The 25,253-nt window shown below is 63.5% G+C and carries 28 protein-coding genes; 17 read left to right on the top strand and 11 right to left on the bottom strand.

What is annotated here, in order from left to right; translation table 11 throughout:
- Nucleotides 1–119 precede the first annotated feature (119 nt).
- From L6639_RS17330 to L6639_RS17295, 8 genes are all read left to right on the top strand, one after another.
- Nucleotides 120–272 carry an aa3-type cytochrome c oxidase subunit IV gene (locus tag L6639_RS17330; RefSeq protein WP_018317799.1) on the top strand — a complete coding sequence of 51 codons (153 nt, stop codon included), beginning with the start codon at nt 120–122 and terminating at the stop codon, nt 270–272.
- 142 nt (nt 273–414) lie between these two features.
- Complete coding sequence (locus tag L6639_RS17325; protein WP_237862937.1) at nt 415–1,542, top strand: Re/Si-specific NAD(P)(+) transhydrogenase subunit alpha; 1,128 nt, start codon at nt 415–417, stop codon at nt 1,540–1,542.
- An 11-nt stretch (nt 1,543–1,553) separates the two neighbouring features.
- Nucleotides 1,554–1,871, top strand: coding sequence for a proton-translocating transhydrogenase family protein (locus L6639_RS17320; protein ID WP_014492434.1), 318 nt, complete (start codon nt 1,554–1,556; stop codon nt 1,869–1,871).
- A gap of 39 nt (nt 1,872–1,910) precedes the next feature.
- Nucleotides 1,911–3,311, top strand: coding sequence for an NAD(P)(+) transhydrogenase (Re/Si-specific) subunit beta (locus tag L6639_RS17315; RefSeq protein WP_237862936.1), 1,401 nt, complete (start codon nt 1,911–1,913; stop codon nt 3,309–3,311).
- 21 nt (nt 3,312–3,332) lie between these two features.
- The gene (locus tag L6639_RS17310) at nt 3,333–4,133 is read left to right on the top strand and encodes an alpha/beta hydrolase (RefSeq protein ID WP_237862935.1); all 801 of its coding nucleotides are present in this window, start codon (nt 3,333–3,335) and stop codon (nt 4,131–4,133) included.
- 60 nt (nt 4,134–4,193) lie between these two features.
- Nucleotides 4,194–5,291, top strand: a complete 1,098-nt coding sequence (locus L6639_RS17305; RefSeq protein WP_237862934.1) for a calcium:cation antiporter — start codon at nt 4,194–4,196, stop codon at nt 5,289–5,291.
- 26 nt (nt 5,292–5,317) lie between these two features.
- Nucleotides 5,318–5,602 carry a cupin domain-containing protein gene (locus L6639_RS17300; RefSeq protein WP_237862933.1) on the top strand — a complete coding sequence of 95 codons (285 nt, stop codon included), beginning with the start codon at nt 5,318–5,320 and terminating at the stop codon, nt 5,600–5,602.
- A gap of 93 nt (nt 5,603–5,695) precedes the next feature.
- Complete coding sequence (locus L6639_RS17295) at nt 5,696–6,679, top strand: hypothetical protein (protein WP_237862932.1); 984 nt, start codon at nt 5,696–5,698, stop codon at nt 6,677–6,679.
- Between the two features lie 31 nt (nt 6,680–6,710).
- Here L6639_RS17295 and L6639_RS17290 read toward each other — a convergent pair whose 3' ends face one another.
- Together L6639_RS17290 and rpsU are read right to left on the bottom strand one after the other, a co-directional pair.
- Complete coding sequence (locus L6639_RS17290) at nt 6,711–7,361, bottom strand: tetratricopeptide repeat protein (protein WP_237862931.1); 651 nt, start codon at nt 7,359–7,361, stop codon at nt 6,711–6,713.
- A 225-nt stretch (nt 7,362–7,586) separates the two neighbouring features.
- The gene (gene rpsU / locus L6639_RS17285; RefSeq protein ID WP_027545547.1) at nt 7,587–7,883 is read right to left on the bottom strand and encodes a 30S ribosomal protein S21; all 297 of its coding nucleotides are present in this window, start codon (nt 7,881–7,883) and stop codon (nt 7,587–7,589) included.
- Nucleotides 7,884–8,142: 259 nt separating this feature from the next.
- Between rpsU and aqpZ the strand changes: the two genes are divergently transcribed.
- Nucleotides 8,143–8,865 (top strand): aquaporin Z, encoded by a 723-nt coding sequence (gene aqpZ, locus L6639_RS17280; RefSeq protein WP_237862930.1) that lies wholly within the window; start codon nt 8,143–8,145, stop codon nt 8,863–8,865.
- 36 nt (nt 8,866–8,901) lie between these two features.
- On the opposite strand, the gene L6639_RS17275 is transcribed toward aqpZ, so the two are convergent.
- The gene (locus L6639_RS17275; protein ID WP_237862929.1) at nt 8,902–10,008 is read right to left on the bottom strand and encodes a 5-(carboxyamino)imidazole ribonucleotide synthase; all 1,107 of its coding nucleotides are present in this window, start codon (nt 10,006–10,008) and stop codon (nt 8,902–8,904) included.
- Entirely contained in the window at nt 10,005–10,493 is a 489-nt protein-coding gene (gene purE, locus L6639_RS17270; protein WP_237862928.1) for a 5-(carboxyamino)imidazole ribonucleotide mutase, read from the bottom strand. The genes L6639_RS17275 and purE overlap by 4 nt, the downstream gene beginning before the upstream one ends.
- 141 nt (nt 10,494–10,634) lie before the next feature.
- On the opposite strand from purE, the gene L6639_RS17265 reads away from it, so the two are divergent.
- Nucleotides 10,635–11,378 carry a GGDEF domain-containing protein gene (locus L6639_RS17265; RefSeq protein ID WP_237862927.1) on the top strand — a complete coding sequence of 248 codons (744 nt, stop codon included), beginning with the start codon at nt 10,635–10,637 and terminating at the stop codon, nt 11,376–11,378.
- A gap of 60 nt (nt 11,379–11,438) precedes the next feature.
- Here L6639_RS17265 and L6639_RS17260 read toward each other — a convergent pair whose 3' ends face one another.
- The 3 genes from L6639_RS17260 to L6639_RS17250 all read right to left on the bottom strand — a co-directional run bounded on the left by L6639_RS17260 (nt 11,439) and on the right by L6639_RS17250 (nt 12,260).
- Nucleotides 11,439–11,690, bottom strand: coding sequence for a hypothetical protein (locus L6639_RS17260; protein WP_237862926.1), 252 nt, complete (start codon nt 11,688–11,690; stop codon nt 11,439–11,441).
- A 23-nt stretch (nt 11,691–11,713) separates the two neighbouring features.
- A complete protein-coding gene (locus L6639_RS17255) occupies nt 11,714–11,920 on the bottom strand; it encodes a hypothetical protein (protein ID WP_237862925.1) in 207 nt (68 codons plus the stop codon).
- Between the two features lie 133 nt (nt 11,921–12,053).
- A complete protein-coding gene (locus tag L6639_RS17250; RefSeq protein WP_018641547.1) occupies nt 12,054–12,260 on the bottom strand; it encodes a YdcH family protein in 207 nt (68 codons plus the stop codon).
- A 329-nt stretch (nt 12,261–12,589) separates the two neighbouring features.
- On the opposite strand from L6639_RS17250, the gene L6639_RS17245 reads away from it, so the two are divergent.
- Entirely contained in the window at nt 12,590–12,772 is a 183-nt protein-coding gene (locus L6639_RS17245) for a YdcH family protein (RefSeq protein ID WP_057757317.1), read from the top strand.
- 113 nt (nt 12,773–12,885) lie between these two features.
- Here the strand turns inward: L6639_RS17245 and L6639_RS17240 are convergent, their stop codons facing one another.
- The gene (locus tag L6639_RS17240; RefSeq protein WP_237862924.1) at nt 12,886–13,989 is read right to left on the bottom strand and encodes an NAD(P)/FAD-dependent oxidoreductase; all 1,104 of its coding nucleotides are present in this window, start codon (nt 13,987–13,989) and stop codon (nt 12,886–12,888) included.
- Between the two features lie 208 nt (nt 13,990–14,197).
- On the opposite strand from L6639_RS17240, the gene L6639_RS17235 reads away from it, so the two are divergent.
- The 6 genes from L6639_RS17235 to L6639_RS17210 are packed head-to-tail and all read left to right on the top strand — an operon-like array spanning nt 14,198 to nt 21,835.
- Nucleotides 14,198–16,876: a sensor domain-containing protein gene (locus L6639_RS17235; protein WP_237862923.1), complete on the top strand. Its 2,679-nt coding sequence runs from the start codon at nt 14,198–14,200 to the stop codon at nt 16,874–16,876.
- 39 nt (nt 16,877–16,915) lie between these two features.
- Nucleotides 16,916–18,385: a glycerol-3-phosphate dehydrogenase gene (locus L6639_RS17230; protein ID WP_237862922.1), complete on the top strand. Its 1,470-nt coding sequence runs from the start codon at nt 16,916–16,918 to the stop codon at nt 18,383–18,385.
- Nucleotides 18,386–18,437: 52 nt separating this feature from the next.
- Complete coding sequence (locus L6639_RS17225) at nt 18,438–19,598, top strand: ABC transporter ATP-binding protein (protein ID WP_237862921.1); 1,161 nt, start codon at nt 18,438–18,440, stop codon at nt 19,596–19,598.
- Nucleotides 19,595–20,506, top strand: a complete 912-nt coding sequence (locus tag L6639_RS17220) for an ABC transporter permease (RefSeq protein WP_237862920.1) — start codon at nt 19,595–19,597, stop codon at nt 20,504–20,506. The genes L6639_RS17225 and L6639_RS17220 overlap by 4 nt, the downstream gene beginning before the upstream one ends.
- A gap of 1 nt (nt 20,507) precedes the next feature.
- Nucleotides 20,508–21,320 (top strand): ABC transporter permease, encoded by an 813-nt coding sequence (locus tag L6639_RS17215; RefSeq protein ID WP_237862919.1) that lies wholly within the window; start codon nt 20,508–20,510, stop codon nt 21,318–21,320.
- A gap of 14 nt (nt 21,321–21,334) precedes the next feature.
- Nucleotides 21,335–21,835: a DUF6622 family protein gene (locus L6639_RS17210; RefSeq protein WP_237862918.1), complete on the top strand. Its 501-nt coding sequence runs from the start codon at nt 21,335–21,337 to the stop codon at nt 21,833–21,835.
- Here the strand turns inward: L6639_RS17210 and L6639_RS17205 are convergent.
- The 3 genes from L6639_RS17205 to L6639_RS17195 form a co-directional block, all read right to left on the bottom strand.
- A complete protein-coding gene (locus L6639_RS17205) occupies nt 21,832–22,683 on the bottom strand; it encodes a carbohydrate ABC transporter permease (protein ID WP_237862917.1) in 852 nt (283 codons plus the stop codon). The two genes, L6639_RS17210 and L6639_RS17205, sit on opposite strands and share 4 nt — an antisense overlap.
- A complete protein-coding gene (locus L6639_RS17200; protein ID WP_237862916.1) occupies nt 22,680–23,552 on the bottom strand; it encodes a carbohydrate ABC transporter permease in 873 nt (290 codons plus the stop codon). The genes L6639_RS17205 and L6639_RS17200 overlap by 4 nt, the downstream gene beginning before the upstream one ends.
- A gap of 98 nt (nt 23,553–23,650) precedes the next feature.
- A complete protein-coding gene (locus L6639_RS17195; RefSeq protein ID WP_237862915.1) occupies nt 23,651–25,036 on the bottom strand; it encodes an ABC transporter substrate-binding protein in 1,386 nt (461 codons plus the stop codon).
- Nucleotides 25,037–25,253 lie beyond the last annotated feature (217 nt).

The raw sequence follows: 25,253 nt of genomic DNA, 5'->3' as shown, positions 1-25,253 counted from the left end.
GCGATAATCGGGATTCCAAATGAGCCTATTTGCTGGAAAACCGCGCCTTGGCGCCGTTGCCCTGCCCGAAGGTTTAAGGTATCCCAGCCGAGGAATTCGACTTTCGACTGGGGACATCCATGGCAGATCATAGCGAAGTTGCGTACAGCACCGCCGACGGCAACGACTACGTTGCTCACGAGCAGACCTACGAGGGCTTCATCAAGCTGGTGAAGTACGGCACGGCGTCGGTCGCGCTGATCGTGATTCTGATGGCGATCTTCCTCACCTAAATCGACCTTGGCGGCTGCCTTCATCTGTGGCGGCAGCTGCCCACAAAATTTGCAAACAAGCCGGTTCTAAAGCCGGTATGCAACGCTGCGGGAGTAACGCTACTTTTTTGTGCGTGCGCTGGCCCGCGCCGCCGGAGGACCTATGAAGATCGCCGTTGCCAAGGAAATCGATCCGTCAGAGCCGCGGGTCGCGGCTTCGCCTGATACGGTGAAGAAGTTCAAGGCGCTGGGCGCCGAGATCGCCGTCGAGCCGGGCGCGGGCCTCAAGTCGGGCCTCCCCGATTCCGAATTCACTGCGGTGGGGGCCACTGTCAGCGCCGATGCGCTGAAGGATGCCGACATCATCATCAAGGTGAAACGTCCCGAGGCCTCCGAGCTGTCGCAATACAAGCGCGGCGCGCTCGTCATCGCCATTATGGATCCCTATGGCAACGAAGCCGCGTTGAAGGCGATGGCCGATGCCGGCGTTTCCGCCTTTGCGATGGAATTGATGCCGCGCATCACCCGTGCGCAGGTGATGGACGTGCTGTCCTCGCAGGCGAACCTTGCCGGCTACCGCGCCGTGATCGAGGGCGCCGAGGCCTTCGGCCGTGCCTTCCCGATGATGATGACCGCGGCCGGCACCGTGCCTGCCGCAAAGGTGTTCGTGATGGGCGTCGGCGTCGCCGGTCTCCAGGCGATCGCGACCGCGCGCCGCCTTGGCGCCATCGTCACCGCGACCGACGTGCGGCCTGCGACGAAGGAGCAGGTGGAATCGCTCGGTGCAAAGTTCCTCGCCGTCGAGGACGAGGAGTTCAAGAACGCGCAGACCGCCGGCGGCTACGCCAAGGAGATGTCGAAAGAGTACCAGGCCAAGCAGGCCGCGCTGACCGCCGAGCACATCAAGAAGCAGGATATCGTCATCACCACCGCGCTGATCCCGGGCCGTCCCGCGCCGAAGCTCGTCTCGGGCGAGATGGTCAGGTCGATGAAGCCGGGTTCGGTGCTGGTCGATCTCGCCGTCGAGCGCGGCGGAAATGTCGAGGGCGCCAAGGCGGGCGAGGTCGTCGAGACAGATGGCATCAAGATCGTCGGCTACACCAACGTCGCGGGCCGCGTCGCGGCCTCGGCCTCCAGCCTCTATGCACGCAATTTGTTCTCCTTCATCGAGACCATGGTCGACAAGAAAGAGAAGAAGCTCGCCGTCAACTGGGACGACGAGCTCGTCAAGGCCACCGCGCTGACCAAGGACGGCGCCGTGATTCACCCGAACTTCCAGCCGAAGGTTTAAGGAGGCCCGTCATGGAGCATGCTGCACAGGTCGTCGACCCCTTCATCTTCCGGCTGTCGATCTTCGTCCTCGCCGTCTTCGTCGGTTATTTCGTGGTGTGGTCGGTGACACCGGCGCTGCATACGCCGCTGATGAGCGTCACCAATGCGATCTCTTCGGTGATCGTGGTCGGCGCGCTGCTGGCCGGCGGCGTCGCCAACGTCTCGAGCGGTTCGGGCTGGGCGCGCGCGTTTGGCTTCGTCGCGCTGATCTTTGCCTGCATCAACATCTTCGGCGGCTTCCTTGTCACCCAGCGCATGCTGGCGATGTACAAGAAGAAGTCGAAGTAAGCGGCCACCTCGGGCTGATGGGATCAATGGGGACCTGAGATGAGCGCAAACTTCTCTGCATTCTTGTATCTCGTGGCGGGGGTGCTCTTCATCCTGTCGCTGCGCGGACTCTCGAGCCCGGCGTCGTCGCGCCAGGGCAATCTGTTCGGCATGGTCGGTATGGCGATTGCGGTCGCCACCACGCTCGCCAACCATCCGCCGGCCGATGGTCTCGCCTGGGTGCTGGTGATTGTCGGCATCGCCATTGGCGCGGCGATCGGTGCGGTCATCGCCCGCCGCGTGCCGATGACGTCGATGCCCGAACTGGTCGCCGCCTTCCACTCGCTGGTGGGCATGGCCGCGGTGCTGGTCGCCGCCGGCGCGTTCTATGCGCCCGAGGCCTTCGACATCGGCACCCCCGGCAACATCCACACCCAGAGCCTGGTCGAAATGTCGCTCGGCGTCGCCATCGGCGCGCTGACGTTCACCGGCTCGGTGATCGCATTCCTCAAGCTGTCGGCGCGGATGAGCGGCTCTCCGATCATCCTGCCGGCGCGGCACGTGATCAACGTCGCGCTCGCAGTCGCGTTGGTCGCCTGCATCGTCGGGCTCGTTGTCACCGGCAGCCCGGTGTTCTTCTGGCTCAATGTCATCCTGGCGCTCACGCTCGGCGTGCTCATGATCATCCCGATCGGCGGCGCCGACATGCCGGTCGTGATCTCGATGCTGAACTCCTATTCGGGCTGGGCCGCGGCGGGCATCGGCTTCACGCTCGGCAATTCGGCGCTGATCATCACGGGCGCGCTGGTAGGCTCGTCGGGCGCGATCCTGTCCTACATCATGTGCCACGCGATGAACCGGTCCTTCATTTCGGTCATTCTCGGCGGCTTCGGCGGCGAGACCGCTGCTGCCGGCGGCGGAGCAGGTGGCGAGCAGAAGCCCGCCAAGCTCGGCTCGGCTGACGATGCCGCGTTCATCATGAAGAACGCCTCCAAGGTCATCATCGTGCCCGGGTACGGCATGGCGGTGGCCCAGGCCCAGCACGCGCTGCGCGAAATGGCCGACATGCTGAAGAAGGAAGGCGTCGAGGTGAAATACGCCATTCACCCGGTCGCGGGCCGCATGCCCGGCCACATGAACGTGCTGCTCGCCGAGGCCAACGTGCCCTATGACGAGGTGTTCGAGCTCGAGGACATCAACTCCGAGTTCGCGCAGGCCGACATCGCCTTTGTGATCGGCGCCAACGACGTCACCAATCCGGCCGCCGAAGAGGACAAGACCTCGCCGATCTACGGCATGCCGGTGCTGCAGGTCTGGAAGGCCGGCACGGTGATGTTCATCAAGCGGTCGCTGGCGTCGGGTTATGCCGGTATCGACAATCCGCTGTTCTACCGCGACAACACCATGATGCTGCTCGGCGACGCCAAGAAGGTCACCGAGAACATCGTCAAGGCGATGTAGCGCCGGAGAGCCGGCGCAGCGATGACATTCCTGAAATGGATCGCCATCGTCGCTGCCGCCGGCTATCTCGCAGGTCTCGCCGTGCTCTATGTGAAACAGCGCAGCATGCTGTTTCCGATCCCGACCACTGAGCGCACCGCACCGGCCGCCGCAGGGTTTCCGCAGGCCGAGGAACACGTCCTCACCACCTCCGACGGTGAGAAGATCATCGTCTGGCACGTGCCGCCGAAGCCCGGCCGCAACGTGGTGCTGTACTTCCACGGCAATGGCGATTTCCTTGCGGGCCTTGCCGGGCGCTTCAAGGCGATCATTGCTGACGGCACCGGTCTCGTCGCGCTGTCCTATCGCGGCTATGCGGGCTCCAGCGGCGCGCCGAGCGAGGACGGTCTGCTGCGCGACGGCGCGGCCGCGTATTCATTCGCGGCGGAACGCTACGACGCCCAGTGCATCGTCGCCTGGGGATTCTCGCTTGGGACCGGCGTTGCCGTTGCCGTCGCGTCCGAGCATCCGGTTCGCAAGCTGATCCTCGAGGCGCCCTACACCTCGATCGCAGACGTCGCGGCCGCGCAATTCCGCTTCCTTCCGGTCCGTCTCCTGATCCGGGATCCGCTTCATTCCGACGAGCGGATCGCGGGCGTCACAGTGCCGCTGTTGGTCGTTCACGGCGCGCAGGATCAAACCATCCCGATCGCATTCGGGGAGAAGCTGTTCGCGCTGGCGCACGAGCCGAAGCAATTCGTTCGACTCGCTGAGGGCGGGCACGACGATCTCGACAACTTCGGCATGATCGAGATTGCGCGAGGTTTCATCAACGGCTCCTGAGGGCTGACGGGCGCGATCTTCTCGCGCATAATCGGGCGGTTCAACGAAGGAATCGCCTGCATGAGTGTACACGGACCGATGCCGCGGTCGTCCTGGGTGTTCCCGGCCCTGGCGGTGCTGCTGTTCCTGGTCGTCACCGCGACCGGCTACGGTTTCACCCTGTCGGCCGGGGGCGGCCTGTTCGCGATCGTCCTGCTGGTGATCCTGTTCGGCACCGTGTTCGCGGCCGTCCATCATTCCGAGGTGATCGCGGAGCGGATCGGCGAGCCGTTCGGCACGCTGCTGCTCACGCTTGCGGTGACCATCATCGAGGTCGCGCTGATCACCACGATCATGCTCGGCGACAAGCCCGCCCCGACGCTTGCGCGTGACACCGTCTTCGCAGTGGTGATGATCGTCTGCAATGGCCTCGTCGGCCTCTGCGTGTTCATCGGCGGGCTGCGCTACCGCGAACAGGGGTTTCAGCTCTCTGGAGCCAACGTCTATCTCAGCGTGCTGATTGCGCTCGCGACGTTGACGCTGATCATGCCCAATTACACGCTGACGACGCCGGGGCCGATCTATTCGACGCTTCAGCTCGGCTTCGTCGACCTCGTGACCATCGTGCTCTATGGCGTGTTCCTCTACACCCAGACCGTCCTGCACAAGGACTATTTCGTCCATGAGGGGGCGGAGGGCGAGAGCGGGGAGGCCCATCTGTCGGGCAAGATGCTGGCGCTGAGCGTCGCGCTGCTCCTGATCTCGCTCCTGGCCGTCGTGCTGTTGGCCAAGAAATTCTCGCTGGTAGTGGACGCCGTCGCCGACACGATCGGCGCTCCGCCGGCCTTTGCGGGTCTTCTGGTCGCGCTCCTGATCCTGATGCCGGAAGGCGTCTCCGCGATCACCGCGGCCCGCAAGAACGATCTTCAGAAGAGCATCAATTTGGCGCTCGGATCCTCGCTGGCGACCATCGGCCTGACCATCCCGGCGGTCGGGCTCGCCACCTATGTCATCGACCAGCCGCTAGTGCTGGGGCTCAATTCCCAGAACACGGCGCTGCTGTTCCTGACATTCTTGCTGAGCATGCTGACCTTCGGCACCGGCAGGACCAATGTCCTGTTCGGACTGGTCCATATGGTGGTATTTGCCGTCTACGCGTTCATGGTGTTCGTGCCCTGAGCCGATTCGTCTTAGAGAGGTTCTCGATGCTTGCCGCCAGGTCCGAAGTCCAGATCGACAATGACGAGGTAAGGGTGACCGAATGGCGGCTTGCCCCGGGCAGCGCGACCGGGCATCACACCCACGGAATGGACTATGTGATTGTTCCCGTCGTCGCCGGCGAAATGACCATCGTGGCGCCGGGCGGGGAGCGTTCCAAGGCGCAGCTCTCGGCGGGAAAATCCTACTTCCGCAAGGCCGGCGTCCAACACGACGTACTTAACGAAACCTCAACCGAGATCGTGTTCCTTGAGATTGAGCTGAAGGCGTAAGGCGCGCGTAACCTTTGCCATCGATCCGTCGCAGTTGATCCCTTACAATGCCCCAAAGTTCCCGCATCAGATCGCGCGGGGAGTGGCCGAGAAATGCTGAAATACCTCGCTAAAATCTCGATGGATATTTTCCCCTCGGTGCTCGCGACGATCATCGGGGCCTACATCGTTAACCACTACATCAACGCCAGGCCGGCGGCGGATACGCCAGCCGCAGTCGTCGCACCTGCCGACGCCGGCAAGAAGCCCGCTGACGTGGCCCACCTCCCGGGCCCCGGCGTGAAGGCCAAGGGCGTTTCCGAGAAGAGCATTTCCGACAAGAGCGCGGCGGACAAGGCGGCGGCCGACAAGTCTGCTGAGACCAAGGCTGCTGAGACCAAGGCTGCCGACACCAAGGCTGCGGACGAGGCCGCTTCGCACGGTCATTCCCCCGCGCATGAGAAGGCGGTTGCCAAGTCCTCCCCCATCACGTCCAGCCCGGCAGCCCCCGCCGCTGCACCCGTGGTTGAGGCCAATTCGTCTCCGGCCGTGACCCCCGACGCCAACGATCTCGCCCGGGCTGCCATCGAGCGCCTGCGCAAGTCGCCCGAGGGCAAGGCCGCCGAGAAGGCCGCAGAGGCCAAATCGACTGAAGCCAAGCCTGCCGAAGCCAAGCCTGCCGAGGCCAAGCCTGCCGAGACCAAGTCGGTCGACAAGGCGCCCGAGAGGACGCCGGAGCCTGCCGTTCAGGAAGCATCCCGCACGCCGGAGGCTCCGCGCGTCGTGACCGCGGTGCCAGCGACGGTGCGTCCCCTGCCTCCGCCGATCAATGTGTCGACGCCGTCACCCGAGGCCTATGGCAATGGCGCTGCGTCGCAGGCGAATCCGCCGTACACCGCCTCGATCGGCAACGACGATCCGAATCGGCTGACGCCACCGGCCGATATTCCGGTCCCGGTGATCGCCCCGCCGCTCGACCTGCGCGCCGATGCCGGCGCGCCGATGCCGCGTCCCAAGACCAATGTCGCCGACGAAATGTTGTCGGGCATGAAGTCGATGTTCCACGCGGTTCTGCCGAAGAGCGCTACCCCCGATTAGCCAGGATAGCGCCTACGCCGTCCCATAATTGTCAGCCGCCGACACGGGCCAAGCCGCTGCGAGCGGCGTCATCGCGTGGGCGCAGGCTGACTGCCTTGTTGTAGGACGCCGCCGCCTTGGCCTTGTCACCCAGCCGCTCATAGGCCTGCCCCCGGGTCGTCCAGACCTGAGCATTGTGCGGATCGGCTTCGGAGGCCTCGTCGAGATCGGCAGCCGCCTCCTTGACCTTGCCGATGGCGAGATAGCTGACGGCACGGCCGAGCAGCGGTTCGGCCTTCTGCGGATTGAGCCCGCTGGCGGCGCCGAAATCGGCAATCGCGAAGTCGTGCTCGTTGTTGCCCTGGTAGAGCAGGGCGCGGCCGTAGAGCGCCTGCGCATTATAGGGATCGAGCGCGACGGCGCGGTTGAACTCGTCCAGCGCGGCCTGCGTCTCGCCGGACTTGGCAAAGCCTTGCGCTTTTTCCGTGTGGGTCTGGGCCTCAGAGACGTTGGCAGCGCTGACGGCGCTGTCAGGCGCGGCGGTCGCCTTGGGCGCTTCCTGCGGCTTGTCCTTCTCCGGCCCCAATGAGCCGAGATCGAAGGAGCAGCCGCACAGCGCGATCCCCATCAAGGTCAGCGCAAGGGGCTTGCGCCAGATCCGGCGTCGCCGCGCCAAGACGGGCTGGGGGATAGGGAAGGCCATCTACGGTTCGCTCGCGCTAGAGCATGATCCGGAAAAGTGTGCAGAAGTTTTCCGAAAAGATCATGCCCAAACAACAACCTAAAGCGCGATGACAAACAATCCTGATCTCATCGCGCTTTAGCGCCGCATCTGTAGTGCCCCGTCCCAGAAAGGCACTGCTCACAAAATAATAACGCGGGCTCGGAGCCCGCGTTATCGAAACTCAGTCCTGCAATCTCGGCAAGATCAGCGCGGTCCGCGCGGACCTGCGCCGGGGCCGCCACGGCCACCACGTTCGCCACCGGGGCCAGCGCCGAACACCGGCTTCGGCTTCATCGGCAGCAGGCCTTCGCGCTGCAGCTTCTTGCGGGCCAGCTTGCGCGCGCGGCGCACGGCTTCGGCCTTTTCACGAGCCTTCTTCTCGGAGGGCTTCTCGTAGTGACCGCGGAGCTTCATCTCGCGGAAAATGCCTTCGCGCTGCATCTTTTTCTTCAGCGCCTTGAGGGCTTGGTCGACATTGTTATCGCGAACGAGAACCTGCACGCGGCATCCTCTTCAGTGGATCGGATTTGAATTCTGGTAAGACGAAGGGATGGCAAAAAGCGCAAGCCCCTAACCTTGAGGGCGCGGATGTATCAGACAAAACCTGGGATGTCCACCTGCGAAGCGGAGTTTAGGGCCAAGTTCAGCCATTAAATGCGGCGAAAATCCTCCCTTGCAGCCCCGATTTGGGAGATTTGGCGCCAAGAAGGGCCGCAGCGGACATAGTTCCGAAAATCTTTGCAATCAGGGGAGACGCCACATGGACATGAAGAAATACGCTGCCGAGGCCATCGGCACGTTCTGGCTCACATTCGCAGGCTGCGGCAGCGCGGTGATCGCCGCCGGCTTTCCGCAGGTCGGCATCGGCCTGGTCGGCGTGTCCCTGGCCTTTGGCCTCAGCGTCGTCACCATGGCCTATGCGATCGGCCACATCTCGGGCTGCCATCTCAACCCGGCCGTCACGGTCGGCCTTGCTGCCGGCGGGCGGTTTCCGGCAGGCCAGATCCTGCCTTACGTGATTGCGCAGGTCTGCGGCGCCATCGTCGCCGCCGAGCTGCTCTACGTGATCGCCAGTGGTGCGCCGGGCTTCGACGTCACCAAGGGCTTTGCCTCCAACGGCTATGATGCGCATTCGCCGGGCCAGTACAGCATGATCGCCTGCTTCATCACCGAGGTGGTGATGACCATGATGTTCCTGTTCGTCATCATGGGCGCGACCCATGGCCGCGCGCCGGCGGGCTTCGCACCGCTCGCGATCGGGCTTGCGTTGGTGATGATCCATCTCGTCAGCATCCCCGTGACCAACACGTCCGTGAATCCGGCGCGCAGCACCGGCCCCGCGCTGTTCGTCGGCGGCTGGGCGCTGGCGCAGCTCTGGCTGTTCTGGGTCGCACCGCTGATCGGCGGCGCGCTGGGGGGCGTGATCTATCGCTGGCTCAGCGAGGAGCCCGCGGGCGTCGTCGCGGGCGTGAAGACGGCCTAGTTCAACAGCGGGATCGCAGCTTTTGCTGCGGTCCCCCTACTTGCTCTTTGAAGGCCTGACTTCGGTGACGTGGCCCATCTTGCGGCCGGGGCGCGGAGCGCCCTTGCCGTAAATGTGGACAGTCGCGCCGGGCACGCTCAGCCACTTCTCGTAATCATTGATTTCGTCGCCGATCAGATTGGTCATGGTGACGATCTCACCGTGGCGCACCGGCTTGCCGAGCGGCCAGCCGGCGATGGCGCGGATGTGTTGCTCGAACTGGGAGACCGACGCGCCGTCGAGCGTCCAGTGTCCGGAATTATGCACGCGCGGCGCGATCTCGTTGACCAGCACTTTCGATCCGCCGCCGTTGGCGAGCACGAACATCTCCACCGCGAGCACGCCGACATAGTCGAGCGCGGTTGCGATCTTGCCGGCGATGCTGCGTGCCTCCTCGGCAAGTACATCAGGGATCGGCGCAGGCGCTCGCGAGATCTTCAGAATGTGGTCGCGATGCTCGTTCTCGGTGACGTCGAAGCATTCGACCTGGCCCGATGCAGAGCGTGCGGCGATGACGGAGATCTCGCGCTCGTACGGGATGAAGGCTTCCAGGATTGCCGATTTTGTGGCGAGGCTGGTCCACACTTTCGCGATGTCGTCGCCCTCGCGGATGATCGCCTGGCCCTTGCCGTCATAGCCGAAGCGGCGGGTCTTCAGCACCGCGGGGAGGCCGATTTTGACGATCGCCTCGCGCAACGATGCGACCGAGGTGACGTCGGCATAGGCGGCGGTGCCGATGCCGAGCCGCGTGACAAAATCCTTCTCGGCGAGCCGATCCTGGGTGGTCTCGAGGATCTTGCGGTTCGGCAGCACCGGACGGCGCGAATCCAGCACCAGGGCGGCCGCGGACGGAACGTTCTCGAATTCGTAGGTGATGACGTCGACATCGTGGGCGAACAGCTCGAGCGCCTCGACATCGGCATATTCGGCGCAGGTCGCGTTCAGCACCACGTCGAAAGCCGGCGAGTCGGGATCGGGCGAGAACACCTGGCAGCGCAGGCCGAGCCGCGCCGCCGCCATGGCCAGCATTCGACCGAGTTGTCCGCCGCCGAGGATTCCGATGGTGTCGCCGGGCTTCAGCTTCACCTGCTTTGCGTCAGTCACGCCTTGTCCTCCGGGCGCTCGGCAACCGCCTCGGTCTGTGCCTTGCGCCAGGCGGCGAGGCGATCGGACAGCGCTGGATCGGACAGCGCCAGCACGGCGGCCGCAAGCAGCGCCGCGTTGATCGCGCCGGCCTTGCCGATCGCGAGCGTGCCGACCGGAATGCCGGCCGGCATCTGAACGATCGAATAGAGCGAATCGATGCCCTTCAGCGTCCTGGACTCGACGGGGACGCCGAAGACAGGCAGTTCCGTCAGGGCTGCGGCCATGCCGGGCAGGTGCGCGGCCCCGCCGGCGCCGGCGATGATGACCTTGAAGCCTTCCGCCTTGGCGCCCTTGGCGAAGGTAAACAGCCGGTCGGGGGTGCGGTGAGCTGAAACGATGCGGGTGTCGGAGGCGACACCAAGCGCTGCGAGCGTGTCGGCGGCATGCCGCATCGTCTCCCAGTCCGACTGGCTTCCCATGATGATGGCGATCGGCGCTGTCATGACGTCAATTGTGCTCGAAAAACAGAAAGATAGGCCAGATTAACGGTTCCGGCCGGCGGCTCGCAAGGCGGTGGCAAGGAGAAGGGAATGCACTATCCTGTCTTGGTGAATCCCCGCAAGCCTTCATTGAGCAGGATGCCCATGAAGAAACCAAAAAGGGCGACCGCTGCGAAGGCCAAAAAGGGCCGGAAAACCAGCGGTAGCCGAACGAAAGTCGTACCCAAGCGGCCTGCGGCGCCGCGCCGCGCGTCCCGGGCCGGCGCTGCCAAGACGGCGACCAAGATGACCGGCAATGCAGCGAGCAAGGACAGCAGCACGGCGACCATCCGCGGCCTGCGGACCAAGCTCACCCAGGCGCTGCGGCGCGTCGCCGAGCTCGAGGCGGCGGCCGACACGGATTTCCTACTCGACATTCCCAACCGGCGCGGTTTCGAGCGCGAGCTCCAGCGCGCCATCGCCTACATGAAGCGCTACCGCGCCAGCGGCGCGCTGATCGTGCTCGACGTCGACCGGCTGAAGCCGATCAACGATTCCTTCGGCCATGCCGCCGGCGATGAGGTGCTCAAGGCGATAGCCAGCACGCTGACGCGACAGATCCGGGCGTCCGACGTGGTCGGCCGTCTCGGTGGCGACGAGTTCGCATTGCTGTTGTGGAATCTCAGTGAGACTGACGCCAAGGCGAAGGCGGCCATCTTCGAGCAGGCGATCGACGATTTGTCCTTCACCTTTCGCGGCCAGCATGTGACGGCGGGCGCCTCCGCCGGTGTTGCGCTGCTCGGTGCGCAGTCCGATGCTGCCCGCGCGCTGGAGGAGGCTGATGCTGCCATGTATGTGCGCAAAGCGCACCGGCGGCACGAGCCGCGGATCAGGCTTGTGAGCAGCTGAGCATGATCCGGAAAAGTGTGCAGCGCCTTTCCGAAGAGATCATGCTCAAGAAATAAAACCTTACAGCGTGGCGAGATCTTCCGGCACGTTGCCGAATTTGCGCAGCAGCGTGGCATCGCCGAACTCACCGGTCATGGGATCGCCGCTGCGGCTGAACGCGACTGCGCCGATATGGCCGGTGCCGCGCGCCAGGGCCTCGGCGCGTCGTAGCGCAGCGGTCGAGCTCTGGCATTCCTCAGCAGTGCCGGCGACAGGCGATCCGTCGGCATCGATCAGGAAGGGCATTGCAACGTAATAGGTCACGTCTGACATGGCGTTGCTCCAATGGTGGGGTCTTAAGCCGCGCTGCTCCTGCTGCGCGAAGCCTCCGGGATGCAGCCGGCCGTAACAGCCGCCTGCAATTCCTCCAGCGCCGCTTCCAGATATTCGTTGGCCATGATCAGCGCCTTGATGGTGCTGCGCAGGTTGCCGTCGCACATCGCGATCGCCTGGTCGCAGGCCTGTTCATAATGGCTGTTGTCGAGAAGGGCGGGGGCTGACATCGGCGGTGTCCTTGCTGTCCTTGGGCGGTTTGCTTTGGGCATTTCCGGGGGGCGTCGGGGATAGGATTAATGTTCCTCTTTTGTTCTTTTTGAGTCAAGTGGATTCACGTTGCGGCAATGCACGGCCACCGGATCAGGCGATGATGTCGGGGGTAATCTGGTCTTCGATGAATGCGATACGGTCTCGCAACAACAGCTTGCGCTTCTTCAGGCGCTGTAACCGCAATAGGTCGGGGGCAGGCGATTGATGCAGTGCATCGATCGCCGCGTCGAGATCTCGGTGTTCCTGCTGCAACCGGGTGAGCTCGGCTTCGAGTTCACGCTCGTCTTCATGGGTCATGTCTGCGGTGGCCGAAAAACCGATAGGCTTGAGATTAAGGCTGTGGATGCCATGTGGAAATTATCGTCCTTGCGCGGCGTGATCGCAAGCGATCTGCGACCTTCACGCACCGCTCTCTCGCAAGATATTTCGACGATTCGCGGGCGCGTGGCGCAAGCACCTTGATATCATGGATTTTTCGACGCGTGGTTCCTTACTCACGCTTCATTACATATGAATTTTCAAAAATGACGGTGCGACGACGGATACATATCGACAGAACGAATCGGTGATGTACACTTCCTCGTCCGGATCGAATCCAAGGTTCACCCCTACCGAGGAGGTTTCGAATGACAATTCAGGCACATCTGGTTGAATTGGAACGGAAGCACAAAACTCTCGAAAACGAATTGCACGAAGCGCTCGTGCACCTTTCAACAGACGACCTGCAAATTGTTGAGTTGAAGCGCCGCAAGTTGATGGTCAAGGACCAGATTGAACGACTGAAGCAGACCGGCGACACGCTTCACTAGTAACCCCCGTAACAGCGTCAAGTTTGATCGTATCCTTTCAGGCAGGGACGAAAGCCTTTGCGCTCGTCCCTGCTGTAAGGTGCGCACCCGCGCGATCATCATCGCGCAGCGGGCTAGATTTCTGCGAGCTCCGCGACGTGGTCTGCGATCGCGAGCGATGATGTCAGTCCCGGCGATTCAATGCCGAACAGATTGATCAGTCCTGCGACGCCGTGATCGCGCGGCCCCTGCATCAGAAAATCCTGTGTTGCCACTGCCGGCGGTACGATCTTCGGGCGGATGCCCGAATAGCTCGGCATCAGCGCGCCATCGGGTAGCGTCGGCCAGTATTTGCGGATCGCCGGATAGAACCGCTCGGCGCGCGACGGATCGACCTCATAGTCGATCGTCTCGATCCATTCGACATCAGGGCCGAAGCGCGCCTGTCCCGCCATGTCCAGCGTCAGATGCACGCCAAGCCCACCGGGCTCGGGCACCGGGTAGATCAGGCGCGAAAACGGCGCGCGCGCATTGCAGCTGAAATAATTGCCCTTGGCGAGATAGGCCGGCGGAATCCGGTCGATCGGCATGCCGTCGATGTGGCGCGCCACCGATGTCGCCGACAATCCCGCGGCATTGACGAGCAGGCCGCATTGCAAGGCCATCGGCGCTTCGCCGCCGGCTTCGATCTCGATCACGCCCGCCTCCGCCTTGGCGCGGATCAGCGGCGTGTGAAACGCAAAGGCCGCGCCCGCTGCCTCGGCCTCGCCTTGCAGCGAGAGCATGTAGGCATGGCTGTCGATGATGCCTGTCGACGGCGACAGCAGCGCAGCGTCGCAGGCCAGTGCCGGCTCCAGCGCGCGCGCGGCCTCGCCTGAAAGCAGCTGCATGTCGAGCACGCCATTGGCCTCAGCATGCGCCTTGATCGATTGCAGCTTCTCGGTTTCCTTCGCATTGGTCGCGACGATCAGCTTGCCGCAATTCTTGTGTGGAATGCCGCGCTCGCCGCAATAGCGATACAGCGCTTGCTTGCCGCTGACGCACATGCGCGCCATCCAGCTTCCGGCACGGTAGTAAATCCCGGCATGGATCACTTCGCTGTTGCGTGAGGAGGTGACGGTGCCGATGGCCTCGGCTTCCTCGAGCACGATCACCTCGCGCCCCGCCTGGGCGAGCCTCCTTGCCACCGCGAGCCCGACCACGCCGGCTCCGATGACGACGCAATCGACCCTATCCATGGTGATGCAGAAGTCCCGCTGAAGGTGGTGCCGATGGCTCCGGTTTGCCCGGGAAACGCGCTGCGCGGGCGTTGTCCGTTAAGGAAGCATTTATCATGTCAGGGCAATTGCCGTATTTCACGTCACATTTTTCTGCTGGGCCTACAGGCGTTTACCCGATCCAAACCCGTGAAGCCAGACAATCCGCAGTTGAAATCGCGGGTGGCTGATGGCTGAGAAGAACTGGCAGGAAGGCAGCATGCTTCCGATTGCTGTGCAGGCCGTCGTGTGCCTGACCAGCGCGGTCGCGCCTTCGCGTGCCTATGCCAATAGCTTCATTTCGCCAAACCAGCTTGGCGATTTCGGCCCTAATCTGGTCTGGGAAGCCCTGATCGGGGGCGTTGTCATCTGCGCGTTCCTGGCGGCCATCGCGCTGTGGATCCATTCCGCGCTGCGCAGGAGCAACCGTTCGCAGCTGCGGCGCAACGCCTTCATCTCTTCGGCCATGAACAATCTCAACCAGGGCGTGGTGATGACGGATGCGCAGCGGCGCATCATCTTCTGCAACGACCGCTATCTCGAGATCTACGGCCTCGCGCGCTCGGACCTGTGGACCGGCATGACCGGCTACGACATCCTCGGGTTGCGGCGCAAGCGCGGCGTCCTCGGCGTCTCCGACGATGAGTTCTACGAGAAGGCGGCAAGTCACAACGGTCTGATCACCGAACTGCCCGATGGCCGCTCCATCCTGGTCAAGTATTTCGTGCTGCCCAATGGCGGCTCGGTGGCGACCCATCTCGACGTTAGCGAGCAGCGCGCACTGTCGCGGCAGCTCGCCTCGACCAAGCAGTTCCTGGAAACGGTGCTGGACAACGTGCCGGCTTGCGTCGCAGCGAAGAACATCGAGGACGGCCGCTATATCTTTGCCAACCGTGCCTATGAGCACTTCTGGGGGTTTTCGCGGGATCAGGTCGTCGGCAAGAATGCGCGTGAGCTGTTCGGCGCGACATCGGCCGATAGCATTGAGATGACCGACCGGGCCGCATTGCTGGCGCCGGAAGGACAATATCGCAACGAATTCGAGGTTGAGGTCGGGCGGGCCCGGCGCATGGTGGCCTCGATCCGGATCGTGGTCCGCAACGAAAGCAACAAGCCGCAATTCCTGCTGATCGTGTTCGAGGACATCACCGATCGGCAATCGCTGTCGATGGAGCTGGAGAGCACCAAGAAGTTCCTCGAGCTCGTGGTCGATAACATCCCCGTGGCGTTGATCGTGGAGCAGGTCAAGGACGGCCGCTACCTGCTCGCCAACCGCAGCGCCGAGACGATCCTGAACCGGAGGCGCGAGGAAGCGACCGGCCTGACCGCGGCCGACATCTTCAATGCCAAGGAAGCCAAGCTCATCATCGCGCGTGACGAGGCCGCGATCAAGAAACGCGGGATGATCACCGAGGAGCATCCGATCTCCACCAAGGACGGCCTGCGCCTGTTCCTGACCCGGCGCGCCACAGTGCTCAACGACGCCGGTGAGCCGCAATATCTGATCAAGACCCACGAGGACGTCACCAACCGCCGGCAGATCGAGTCGCGGATGGCGCACATGGCCTATCATGACGGCCTCACCGATTTGCCGAACCGCGCTGCCTTCCTTCAGGCGCTGACCCAGATGATCGAAGCCTGCGAAGGGACCGACGAGGAATTTGCGGTCCTTTGCGTCGATCTCGACGGCCTCAAGGAAGTCAACGACGTGTTCGGTCATGCGCTTGGCGACAAGCTGTTGATCGAGGTGGCCCAGCGACTGCAGGACACCGCACGCGGTGGCCTGGTGGCACGCCTGTCCGGCGACGAATTCGGCCTGATCATCGACGGCAAGCAGCCCGACGCAGGCCTTGCGCTGGCGCAGCAGCTTGGCGAGGCGCTCGCGCCGGAATTCCAGATCGACGGCCGCGCGGTCCGCGCCGGCATCACCACCGGCATGTCGGTCTTTCCGCACAACGGCCCCGATGGTGCCTCGCTGCTCGCCAATGCCGGCGCGGCCCTGTTCCGCGCCAAGCAGAAATCGCGCGGCACGATCAGCCTCTACCAGCCCGAGATGGACCAGCAGATCCGCGACCGCCGCGTGCTGCACCAGGACCTGTCGAAGGCGATCAAGAATGGCGAGCTTTCGCTTGCGTTCCAGCCGCAGGGCATCGCGCGCAACAGCGTCGCCGAGAGCGAGATCATCGGCTTCGAGGCGCTGGCGCGCTGGCAGCATCCGGTACGCGGCCAGGTCTCGCCGGCCGAATTCATCCCGATCGCGGAAGAAAGCGGCCTGATCGTCGAGATGGGCGAATGGATTCTCCGCGAGGTCTGCCGCGAGGCCGCGTCGTGGCCGAAACCAATGCAGGTCGCGGTCAATCTGTCGCCGGCGCAGTTCATGCACGGTGACGTGGTTGGTCTCGTCCATTCGATCCTGATCGAGACGGGGCTTGCGCCCGGCCGGCTCGAGCTGGAAATCACCGAGGGCGTGCTGATCGAGGACTTTGACCGCGGCCTGGCGCTGCTACGCCGCCTGAAGGCGCTGGGCGTCCGCATCTCCATGGACGATTTCGGCAGCGGCTATTCCTCGCTGAGCTATCTCCAGGCCTTCCCGTTCGACAAGATCAAGATCGATCGCGCCTTCATCATGAATCTCGGCCGCAACCCGCAATCGGCCGCGATCGTTCGCGCCGTGATCGATCTCGGCCACGGCCTCGAAATGTCCATCATCGCCGAGGGCGTCGAGACGATCGACCAGCTCGCTTTCCTCGCCAAGGAGGGCTGCGACGGCGTGCAGGGTTATCTGCTCGGCAAGCCGATGCCGATCGGAAAATATGCCGACCTCGTTGGCCGCGGCGAGGCCATGGAGCTTGCGCTCAAGACCGGCTAGTGATGTTGAGCGCTTACCTCGCTCCCTCTCGACGGTTTCATGGCGGATTACGACCTCGCGATCATCGGTGGCGGCCTGAACGGTGTCAGCCTCGCCCGCGATGCCGCCGGCCGCGGGCTGCGGGTGATCCTGATCGAGCAGGGTGATCTCGGCGGCGCTGCCTCATCGGCGACCCCTCGGCTGATCCATGGCGATCTGTCGGTGCTGGAGCGGCGCGGCTTCTGGCGCGTCCGCCGGGCACTGGCCGAGCGCCGGATTTGGCTTTGGATCGCGCCGCATCTGGTGCGGCCCATGAGTTTTGTGATCCCGGCCCATTCCGACGAGCGTCCACCCTGGCTGTTGCGCGCTGGCCTGTATGTTTATGACGCCCTGACGAACCGCGGCGGCCTTCCGGCATCGACGACCTTAGACATCACGCATCATGCGGTCGGTAACGCGCTGAAACGGCCATTCGGCATCGCCTTCGAATATGCCGATTGCGTCGTCGACGATTCGCGCCTGGTGGTGCTCACGGCGCTGGATGCCGCCGAACGTGGCGCTGCGATTCGGACAGGGGCGCGTTGTGTGCGGGCCGACCGGACCGATGCCTGGCGGCTTGCCGTCGTCGATCGCGGTCATCGCCGCACGATCACGGCCCGCGCGCTGGCCAACGCCACCGGCGCCTGGACGTCAATGGTCGCGGAGACCGTGCTGCGGCAGAAGCAGCCGGCCATGGCGGCCGTGCAGATGAGCCAGATCATCGTGCCCAGGCTGTTCGAGTCCGACAATGTCTATGTGTTCCAGAACAACGATGGCCGGCTGATTTTTGCTAGCCCGTTCGAGCGCGATTTCACGCTGGTCGGTACCGTCACGCATGATTTCACCGGCGATCCCGCCATCGTTGCGATGCCGGGCGCCGATGTCAGCTATCTCTGCGAGGCCGTGAGCCGCTATTTCCGCGAGCGCCTTGCTCCGACGGACGTGGTGCGCACGGTCTCCGGGGTCAATCTGTCGCCGGTGCCCGCGCGGCGACGCGACGGCACGACGTTGTTCCACGCGCGCCGGCGCAAGGCACCGCTGCTCACGATGTTCGGCGGCGACATCACGACCTCGCGCTTTCGCGCCGAGCGGGCAGTGACGCGACTGACGCCGTTCTATCCGATGTCGCGGCCCTGGACTTCAGGCGCAGCCTTGCCTGGCGGCGATTTCGCCTGGGATCGTTTCGAGACCGAGGTCGATCTCGCCTGCCACCGCTGGCGCTTCCTATCGGAGCCGCAGGCCCGGCGCATGGTTGCCGCCTACGGCTCGCGATTGGCTGATGTGCTGGGTGAGGCGAAGACACGCGAAGAGCTGGGACCGGCCTTCGGCCCCGACCTGACCGGCGCCGAGGTGCACTATCTCATGACCCACGAATGGGCGCGCTTCCCCGAGGACATCCTGTGGCGCCGCTCCAAGTTAGGCCTGACCATGCCGGCTACGGACCGTGACGCGCTGGCTGCATTCATGGCGACCCCACCTCGAACCGGTTGAGCAAACGACGATCCGCCGCTAGCGTGCGGCGGCATTGGGGTTGGCAGGGACCATGACTGACGAATTGCCCGGAACAGACGTCGCTGGCCGAGATGCGCGTCCGGCCGCGGGCGAGCCGCTGCTGCGCATCGAGGGCGTCGCCAAGACCTTCGGGACGTTCCGTGCGGTCGACGGTGTGTCGCTCGAGATCAAGGCCGGCGAGTTCTTTGCGCTGCTCGGTCCCAGCGGCTGCGGCAAGACCACTCTGCTGCGCATGCTTGCGGGTTTCGAGGCCCCGGACGAAGGACGCATGTTGCTCGGCGGCAAGGACATCGCGCAGGCGCTGCCGCATGAGCGTCCGATCAACATGATGTTCCAGAACTACGCGCTTTTCCCGCATCTGTCCGTGCGCGACAACATCGCCTTCGGCCTCAAGCGCGCCGGCATGGCGCGTGCCGACATCGCAACGCGCGTCGCGGAGATGGTCGCGCTGGTCAAGCTCGAGGGGCTCGAGAAGCGCAAGCCCGACCAGCTCTCCGGCGGCCAGCGCCAGCGCGTCGCGCTGGCCCGCGCGCTGGCGCGAAGGCCGCAATTGTTGCTGCTCGACGAGCCGCTCGCGGCCCTCGACAAGAAGTTGCGCGAAAACACGCAAGGCGAGCTGATGGAGCTGCAGCGTCGGCTCGGCATGACCTTCATCATCGTCACGCATGACCAGGAGGAGGCGATGACGATGGCCAGCCGGATCGGCGTGATGAAATCCGGCAAGCTTGCGCAGGTCGGGACCCCGCGCGAGCTCTACGAGGCCCCGCGTTCGCGCTGGATCGCGGAGTTCGTCGGCGACATCAATCTGTTCGACGCCGAGTCCAAATTGCGCGATGGTCATCGCCTCGTCATTGGCACGCGCGATGCCGGCGCGCTTGTTGTGGCCGAGCCGCGTGAAGCGGTCGGCGAGGGAAAGTTCTCGGTTGCGATCCGCCCCGAGAAGGTCAAGCTGGCGCGCCGTGGTCCCGTGAGCGCGGCCGGTCATGAAACGGCGATCAACCTGCTCGACGGCGTGATCGCGGACATCTGCTATCTCGGCGGCACCACCACCTACAAGGTGAAGCTTGATACGGGTGGAATGCTGCAGGCGTCGGTCGCTAACAGTGCGCGCCTGGATGTCGATGCCTATAGTCTGAACCAGCACGTCGTCGCCTGGTTCACGCCCGACGATTGCGTGGTGCTGCCGTCATGAGCGCGCGCCGGATCTTTGCGCGACCGGCGCGCTTCGCCGCGATCGCGCCGTATGTCTGGATGGTGCTGTTCTTCCTCGTGCCGTTCGGTTTCGTGCTGAAGATCAGCCTGTCGCAGACGGCGATCGCGCAGCCGCCCTATGAGCCGGTGTTCGATCTGACAGCGGGATGGACGGCGATCCGGTCGGCCTTTGCCGCGCTCTCGATCGACAATTTCAGGCTGATCGCCTCCGACGACCTGTATGTGTTCGCCTATTTGCGCAGCCTGACTGTTGCCGTGACAGCGACCGTGTTGCTGCTCGTGATCGGCTATCCCATTGCCTACGGCATGGCGCGACTGCCAAAACGCTGGCAGGCGGTGGCGATGGTGCTGGTGATCGTGCCGTTCTGGACCTCGTTCCTGATCCGCATCTATGCCTGGATCAACATCCTCCAGCACGACGGCCTGCTCAATCAGATCCTGCTGGCGTTGCACCTGGTCAGCCAGCCGGTGGTGTGGCTCTCCACCGACACTGCGATGTATATCGGCATCGTCTATTCCTATCTGCCTTTCATGATCCTGCCGCTCTACGCCACGCTCGCCAAGATGGAGCCGGCGCTGGAGGAAGCGGCCTCCGATCTCGGCGCGCCGCCCTGGCAGGTGTTCTGGCTGGTCACATTCCCGCTGTCGCTGCCGGGCGTCGGCGCCGGCGTGCTGTTGTGCTTCATCCCCGTTGTCGGCGAGTTCGTCATCCCGGATCTTCTCGCCGGCTCCAACTCGCTGATGATCGGCCAGACGCTGTGGCTCGAATTCTTCACCAACAAGGACTGGCCGGTGGCCTCCGCCGCAGCGATCGTGCTGCTCGTGGTGTTGCTGGCGCCGCTCCTGCTTTACGAGCGGCTGCAGCGGCGGCAGTTGGAGGAACAGTGAGATGCGAAAGGCGTCCCGTCTGTCCCGATTCAACATTGCCTCGCTGGCGCTGGGACTCGCCTTCCTCTATCTGCCCATTCTGATCCTCGTCATCTACTCCTTCAACGCCTCGCGGCTGGTGACGGTATGGGGCGGCTGGTCGCTGCGCTGGTATCACGAGTTCTTCGCCGACCGCGCCATGATCGAGGCGTCCTGGATGAGCCTGAGGGTTGCGGTCGCCTCCGCAACCATCGCCACACTGATCGGCACGCTGGCTGCGGTGGCGCTGTCGCGCGGCGAGCGCTTTCGCGGCCGCACGCTGTTCTCCGGCATGCTCTATGCGCCGCTGGTGATGCCGGAGGTGATCACGGGACTGTCGCTGCTGCTGCTGTTCGTGGCGCTGAACGCCGAGCGCGGCTTCTGGACGGTGACGATCGCGCATACCACGCTGACGATGTGCTTTGTCGCCGTCGTCGTGCAGTCGCGCCTCGGCTCGCTCGACCGTTCGCTCGAGGAGGCGGCGATGGATCTCGGCTGCGCGCCCGTTCGGGCCTTCCTGTCGGTCACGCTGCCGCTGATCGCGCCCGCCATCGTCGCCGGATGGATGCTCGCCTTCACGCTCTCGCTCGACGACCTCGTGATCGCCAGCTTCACCACCGGCCCCGGCTCGGCCACGCTGCCGATCCGTATCTATTCCGAGGTGCGACTGGGTGTGAAGCCGGAGATCAATGCGATCTGCACGCTGGTGATCGCCCTGATCGCGGTCGTCATTGTCATCGCCTCGCTCGCTTCAAAACTGTCGAGCTCGCAGGGCGAGAGCGCTGCGCCTCTCTAGAAAAGGAACGGGTCATGATGTTCGTCTATCAAATCCTGATCCACACTCCGCCCTGGGTCTGGATCCTGCTGGCTTATCTGGTCTGGCAGGGCATCAAGGCGATGCAGCCGCGCAAGGCGCCGATCTGGCGTGCATTGATCGTTCCGGCCGTCTTCATCGTCTGGGGCGTTTCGAGGATCGGTTTCGGACATCAGGACAGCCAATGGCCGCTGGTCGCATGGATCGGTGCGGCGCTGGCGCTGCTGCCGCTCGGTGTGCTGACACCGCGTCCGTTCGATGTCGATCACAAGACGGGAGAGATCATCCGTCCAGGCAGTGCATTCGCGCTGATTCGCAATCTCGTCGTGTTCACCCTGCAGTACACGGTGAGCGTGATCTCCGCCATCGACGCAGGCGACCGAGCGCTTGCAATCATCGTCGGCCGCGCCATTTCGGGCGCGACCGCCGGCTATTTCTTCGGTTCGATGGTCGCGCTGCTGCTCGCCTATCGCAGGAAGCGCGCCGAGGATGTCTAGGACTTCACCGCGCCCGCCGTCAGCCCGCCCACCATGTAGCGGCGGAAGGCGTAGTAGACCGCGGCCGGTGGCAGCGCGTAGATGAAGCCGGTGGTCATCAGCAGCTCCCAGGGCGAATCGTCCGCGGCAAGGAAGTTGCCGAGCGCGACGGGCAGCGTGATGTCTTGGTCGTTCGAGAGTAGCAGGAACGCGTAGAGATATTCGTTCCAGGCGAGCAGCACCGCATAGGTGCCGATCGCGACCAGCGAGGGCATCATCAGCGGCAAATAGACCAGGCGGAAGATCTGCAGCGTCGTGGCGCCGTCCATCACCGCGGCTTCATCCAGCTCGACCGGCAGCTTGTCGGAGGCCTGCTTGAGCACCCAGATCGCGTAGGGCGAGGCGATCGTCACCATCGCCAGGATCAATGCCCAGCGATTGTTGAGCAGACCGTAATTGCCCATGGTGCGGTACATCGGCACGGCGAGGAACGCCGCCGGAATGAAATAGGTGAAGAGCGCGAGGTTCAGCACCACGCGCCCGCCTGGCACCTTCAGCCGCGAGATCGAGAACGCCGCAGCCGTGGCGATGAACAGGGTCAGCGCACCGACGGCGGCCGCGATCACGGTCGAATTCCAGAACTGGACGTAGAAGTCGCGCAGGAAATAGTGCTGCTGCTTGAACACGATTTCGAAGTTGTGCAGCGTCGGATGGTCCGGCCACAGCTTGCCCGAGAACGCGTCCTCCTTCGGAGAGATCGCGAACAGGAACATGTGATAGATCGGAATCATCGTCCACAGGAAGACGGGAATGCCGATCAAGAGCAGCCGCGCTTCCGTCGCGACGTCACGGAGGGAGGGAAGCTTCATCGCGACAACCGTTTCATCATGAAATACACGAGCGGCAGGACGAACGGCATCGCGCAGACGATGGAGGCCATCGCGAGCGAGAGCTGGTCGAGCCGGAGATAGCGAATGCCAAGCGTCGACAGCACGTGCGTGAGGTCGGCCGGACCACCGCCGGTGAGCAGATAGACGCTGTTGAAATCGCCGAGCGTCCAGATCATCGAGAGCAGCGTGCAGGTGACGTAGAGCGTCTGCATCGACGGCCAGGTGATGAAGCGGAATTTTTGCCACCAGTTCGCGCCGTCGACCTCGGCGGCCTCGAATAGGTCCTGCGCGATCGCAAGGCGCCCGGTGATCAGGATCATCGTCCAGAACGGTAGCGATTTCCAGATGTGCACGCCGATCGCCATGGTCAGCGCCACGGTCGGGTCGTTCAGCCAGTTCGGGCCGTCATCGCCGGTGAAGGCGAAGATGTAGTGGTTGATCATGCCCCATTCGGGGTTGAGCATGAAGCGCACCGACAGGATGGTCGGAATCGACGGCACCGCCCAGGGCAGGATGAAGATCACCGAAAGCCATTTGATCCAGGTGCGCTGCTGCGCAAAAAAGCCGGACAGGAACAGCGCGATCAGCATCTTGATGTTGATGCCGATGACCAGGAAGATCAGCGTGTTGACCGCGGCGCGCCCGAAGATCGGGTCGTTCCAGAGCGCGACATAGTTCGACGGCGCTCGCGCCAGCCACAGCCCGTAGCAGACGGGATAGACGACGAAGGCGAGGAAAACGAGCAGATAGGGCGTGAGCAGCACGATGCCCCAGACCTGCGCCGTGGTCAGCCGCGACGTCAGGGGTGGGGCGGGGATCGCCTGATCGCCAGAAAGCGTAATCGCCATTCTTTTCGAACTCTTCAAAGAGAAGCCGGCCGCGAAACGCGGCCGGTGTTGTTCTTACACCTCTCCCCGCAAAGCGGGGAGAGGGAAGTGCAGGGGACTTAGCCCGCGACCTGCTTGATGCGGGCGATCAGTTCGTCGACGGCCTTGTCGACCGGGACCTTCTCGCTGACCACGCGGTTCATCGCCTTGGCCCAGACGTTCTCGTTGTTCAGGATCGTGAACTTCCAGTTCTTGGTGAAGTCGAACGGCGCGGTGCCGCCGGTGAACTGGGCGTACACCGCCTTGCGATGCTTGTCGGCCTGCCAGAACGGGCTGGCCTGACTTTCCTTCGTCACCGGGAACCAGCGGCCGAGCGCGCCCTCGATATAGGGACGCACGTTCTCTTCCTGGAGCAGGAAGCTGATGAACTGCTTGGCCTCGGCCTTGTTCTTGGCCGCGGTGAAGATCAGCCCGGTCTTGACGTCGGAGCGGTAGCGAATGGTCGAACCATCCGGCGCCTTCGGGAAGGACGCCGTGATGATGTCCTGCTCATAGGCCTTCTTGCCGGCGTCGCGCTGTTCTTGCGTCAGCGCCTGGTTCTGCGAGTCCTCGTACCATTTCGCCGCGATCGAGATCGTGAAGTTGTGGGTCATCACGATGGTCTTGTTGTGGAAGGCGACGTTGTTGTCCGGGTCCTTCCAGGTCGTCGAGGACGGCGGGGTACAGCCCTTGATGTAGGTGTCGGTGTAGTCCTTCATCGCCTTGATCAGGTTCTCGCGAACCTTGGGATCGTCCACCAGGAGCTTGCCGTCGTCGTCGACCAGCTTGACATGATAGGCGTCCATGAAGGTGTAGAACGACTGGAAGGCGTCGGTGGATTCCACGCCCATCGGCTGGCCGACGGCGTAGATGCGCTGGCCGGTGGCCTTGCGGATCGCCGGCTGCACCTTGTCGCACCAGAATGACCAATAGCCTTCCCAATCATTCGGGATGTCGCTCTGCTTGAAGCCGGCTTTCTCCAGCATGTCGTTCCAGATCTGGACGTGCATACTCTGCTGCTTCAGCGGGAAGCCGTAATAGGCTTTCTTCTTGGCGACGTCGTTATAGAGGATCGACGCATCCAGCGTGTTTTGCACGAACCGATCCTTGATCGGTTCCATGATGTCGGAAAGGTCCTCGAGCTTGCCCTCATAGGCCCACTTGCCCTGCACCTGCACGTCATAAGTGTCGGAATAGGCGACGTCGGGCACGGTGCCGGCATCGAGCGCGGCGACCGTCTTCGGAATCATGTCCTGGATCGCATACTGCGACAACTCGACCTTGATGCCGGTCTTGGCTTCGAACTTCTTGATCGTGTCGAGCAGTGCGTCGTCTTCGGAGCGGTAGAAGCCCTTGCCCCACCAGACCGTAATCGTTTTTTGCTGCGCGAAAGCGGGTGCGGCGGCTGCAAACAGCCCAGCTGCAGCTACCGCCAATGTAACTGCGCCAATAACCTTGGATTTCACGTTTTTCTCCCTCAAGCGGCCGGTGTTTTAACCGGTCGGATAAAACACTAGCCCATGGCCGCTATCCGATCTAGCGGCATGTTGTCAGACCTAGGTCGAGGGGTGTCGGGCTCTCGGAGATGCTTAACGCGCGCATCGATCCAATCGCCGCATCAATTCGTGCCGATCAATTCGGAGTGCGTGTTCCCAAAGCGAGGCTGCTCACCGCCTCTACCGG

It is taken from the genome of Bradyrhizobium zhengyangense (assembly GCF_022012555.1).
Classification (GTDB): Bacteria; Pseudomonadota; Alphaproteobacteria; order Rhizobiales; family Xanthobacteraceae; genus Bradyrhizobium; species Bradyrhizobium zhengyangense.
Note: the sequence above shows the minus strand (reverse complement) of the source record. Positions and strands in the feature narration are given on the sequence as shown.

Coding starts and splice junctions, on each gene's coding strand:
- L6639_RS17315 (WP_237862936.1), top strand. CDS start 1,911: ATGAGCGCAAACTTCTCTGCATTCTTGTATCTCGTGGCGGGGGTGCTC.
- L6639_RS17240 (WP_237862924.1), bottom strand. CDS start 13,989: ATGGATAGGGTCGATTGCGTCGTCATCGGAGCCGGCGTGGTCGGGCTC.
- L6639_RS17215 (WP_237862919.1), top strand. CDS start 20,508: ATGCGAAAGGCGTCCCGTCTGTCCCGATTCAACATTGCCTCGCTGGCG.
- L6639_RS17250 (WP_018641547.1), bottom strand. CDS start 12,260: ATGACCCATGAAGACGAGCGTGAACTCGAAGCCGAGCTCACCCGGTTG.
- L6639_RS17310 (WP_237862935.1), top strand. CDS start 3,333: ATGACATTCCTGAAATGGATCGCCATCGTCGCTGCCGCCGGCTATCTC.
- L6639_RS17220 (WP_237862920.1), top strand. CDS start 19,595: ATGAGCGCGCGCCGGATCTTTGCGCGACCGGCGCGCTTCGCCGCGATC.
- L6639_RS17225 (WP_237862921.1), top strand. CDS start 18,438: ATGACTGACGAATTGCCCGGAACAGACGTCGCTGGCCGAGATGCGCGT.
- purE (WP_237862928.1), bottom strand. CDS start 10,493: ATGACAGCGCCGATCGCCATCATCATGGGAAGCCAGTCGGACTGGGAG.
- L6639_RS17260 (WP_237862926.1), bottom strand. CDS start 11,690: ATGTCAGACGTGACCTATTACGTTGCAATGCCCTTCCTGATCGATGCC.
- L6639_RS17210 (WP_237862918.1), top strand. CDS start 21,335: ATGATGTTCGTCTATCAAATCCTGATCCACACTCCGCCCTGGGTCTGG.
- L6639_RS17320 (WP_014492434.1), top strand. CDS start 1,554: ATGGAGCATGCTGCACAGGTCGTCGACCCCTTCATCTTCCGGCTGTCG.
- L6639_RS17325 (WP_237862937.1), top strand. CDS start 415: ATGAAGATCGCCGTTGCCAAGGAAATCGATCCGTCAGAGCCGCGGGTC.
- L6639_RS17255 (WP_237862925.1), bottom strand. CDS start 11,920: ATGTCAGCCCCCGCCCTTCTCGACAACAGCCATTATGAACAGGCCTGC.
- aqpZ (WP_237862930.1), top strand. CDS start 8,143: ATGGACATGAAGAAATACGCTGCCGAGGCCATCGGCACGTTCTGGCTC.
- L6639_RS17205 (WP_237862917.1), bottom strand. CDS start 22,683: ATGAAGCTTCCCTCCCTCCGTGACGTCGCGACGGAAGCGCGGCTGCTC.
- L6639_RS17230 (WP_237862922.1), top strand. CDS start 16,916: ATGGCGGATTACGACCTCGCGATCATCGGTGGCGGCCTGAACGGTGTC.
- L6639_RS17290 (WP_237862931.1), bottom strand. CDS start 7,361: ATGGCCTTCCCTATCCCCCAGCCCGTCTTGGCGCGGCGACGCCGGATC.
- L6639_RS17200 (WP_237862916.1), bottom strand. CDS start 23,552: ATGGCGATTACGCTTTCTGGCGATCAGGCGATCCCCGCCCCACCCCTG.
- L6639_RS17245 (WP_057757317.1), top strand. CDS start 12,590: ATGACAATTCAGGCACATCTGGTTGAATTGGAACGGAAGCACAAAACT.
- L6639_RS17265 (WP_237862927.1), top strand. CDS start 10,635: ATGAAGAAACCAAAAAGGGCGACCGCTGCGAAGGCCAAAAAGGGCCGG.
- L6639_RS17330 (WP_018317799.1), top strand. CDS start 120: ATGGCAGATCATAGCGAAGTTGCGTACAGCACCGCCGACGGCAACGAC.
- L6639_RS17235 (WP_237862923.1), top strand. CDS start 14,198: ATGGCTGAGAAGAACTGGCAGGAAGGCAGCATGCTTCCGATTGCTGTG.
- L6639_RS17295 (WP_237862932.1), top strand. CDS start 5,696: ATGCTGAAATACCTCGCTAAAATCTCGATGGATATTTTCCCCTCGGTG.
- L6639_RS17305 (WP_237862934.1), top strand. CDS start 4,194: ATGAGTGTACACGGACCGATGCCGCGGTCGTCCTGGGTGTTCCCGGCC.
- L6639_RS17300 (WP_237862933.1), top strand. CDS start 5,318: ATGCTTGCCGCCAGGTCCGAAGTCCAGATCGACAATGACGAGGTAAGG.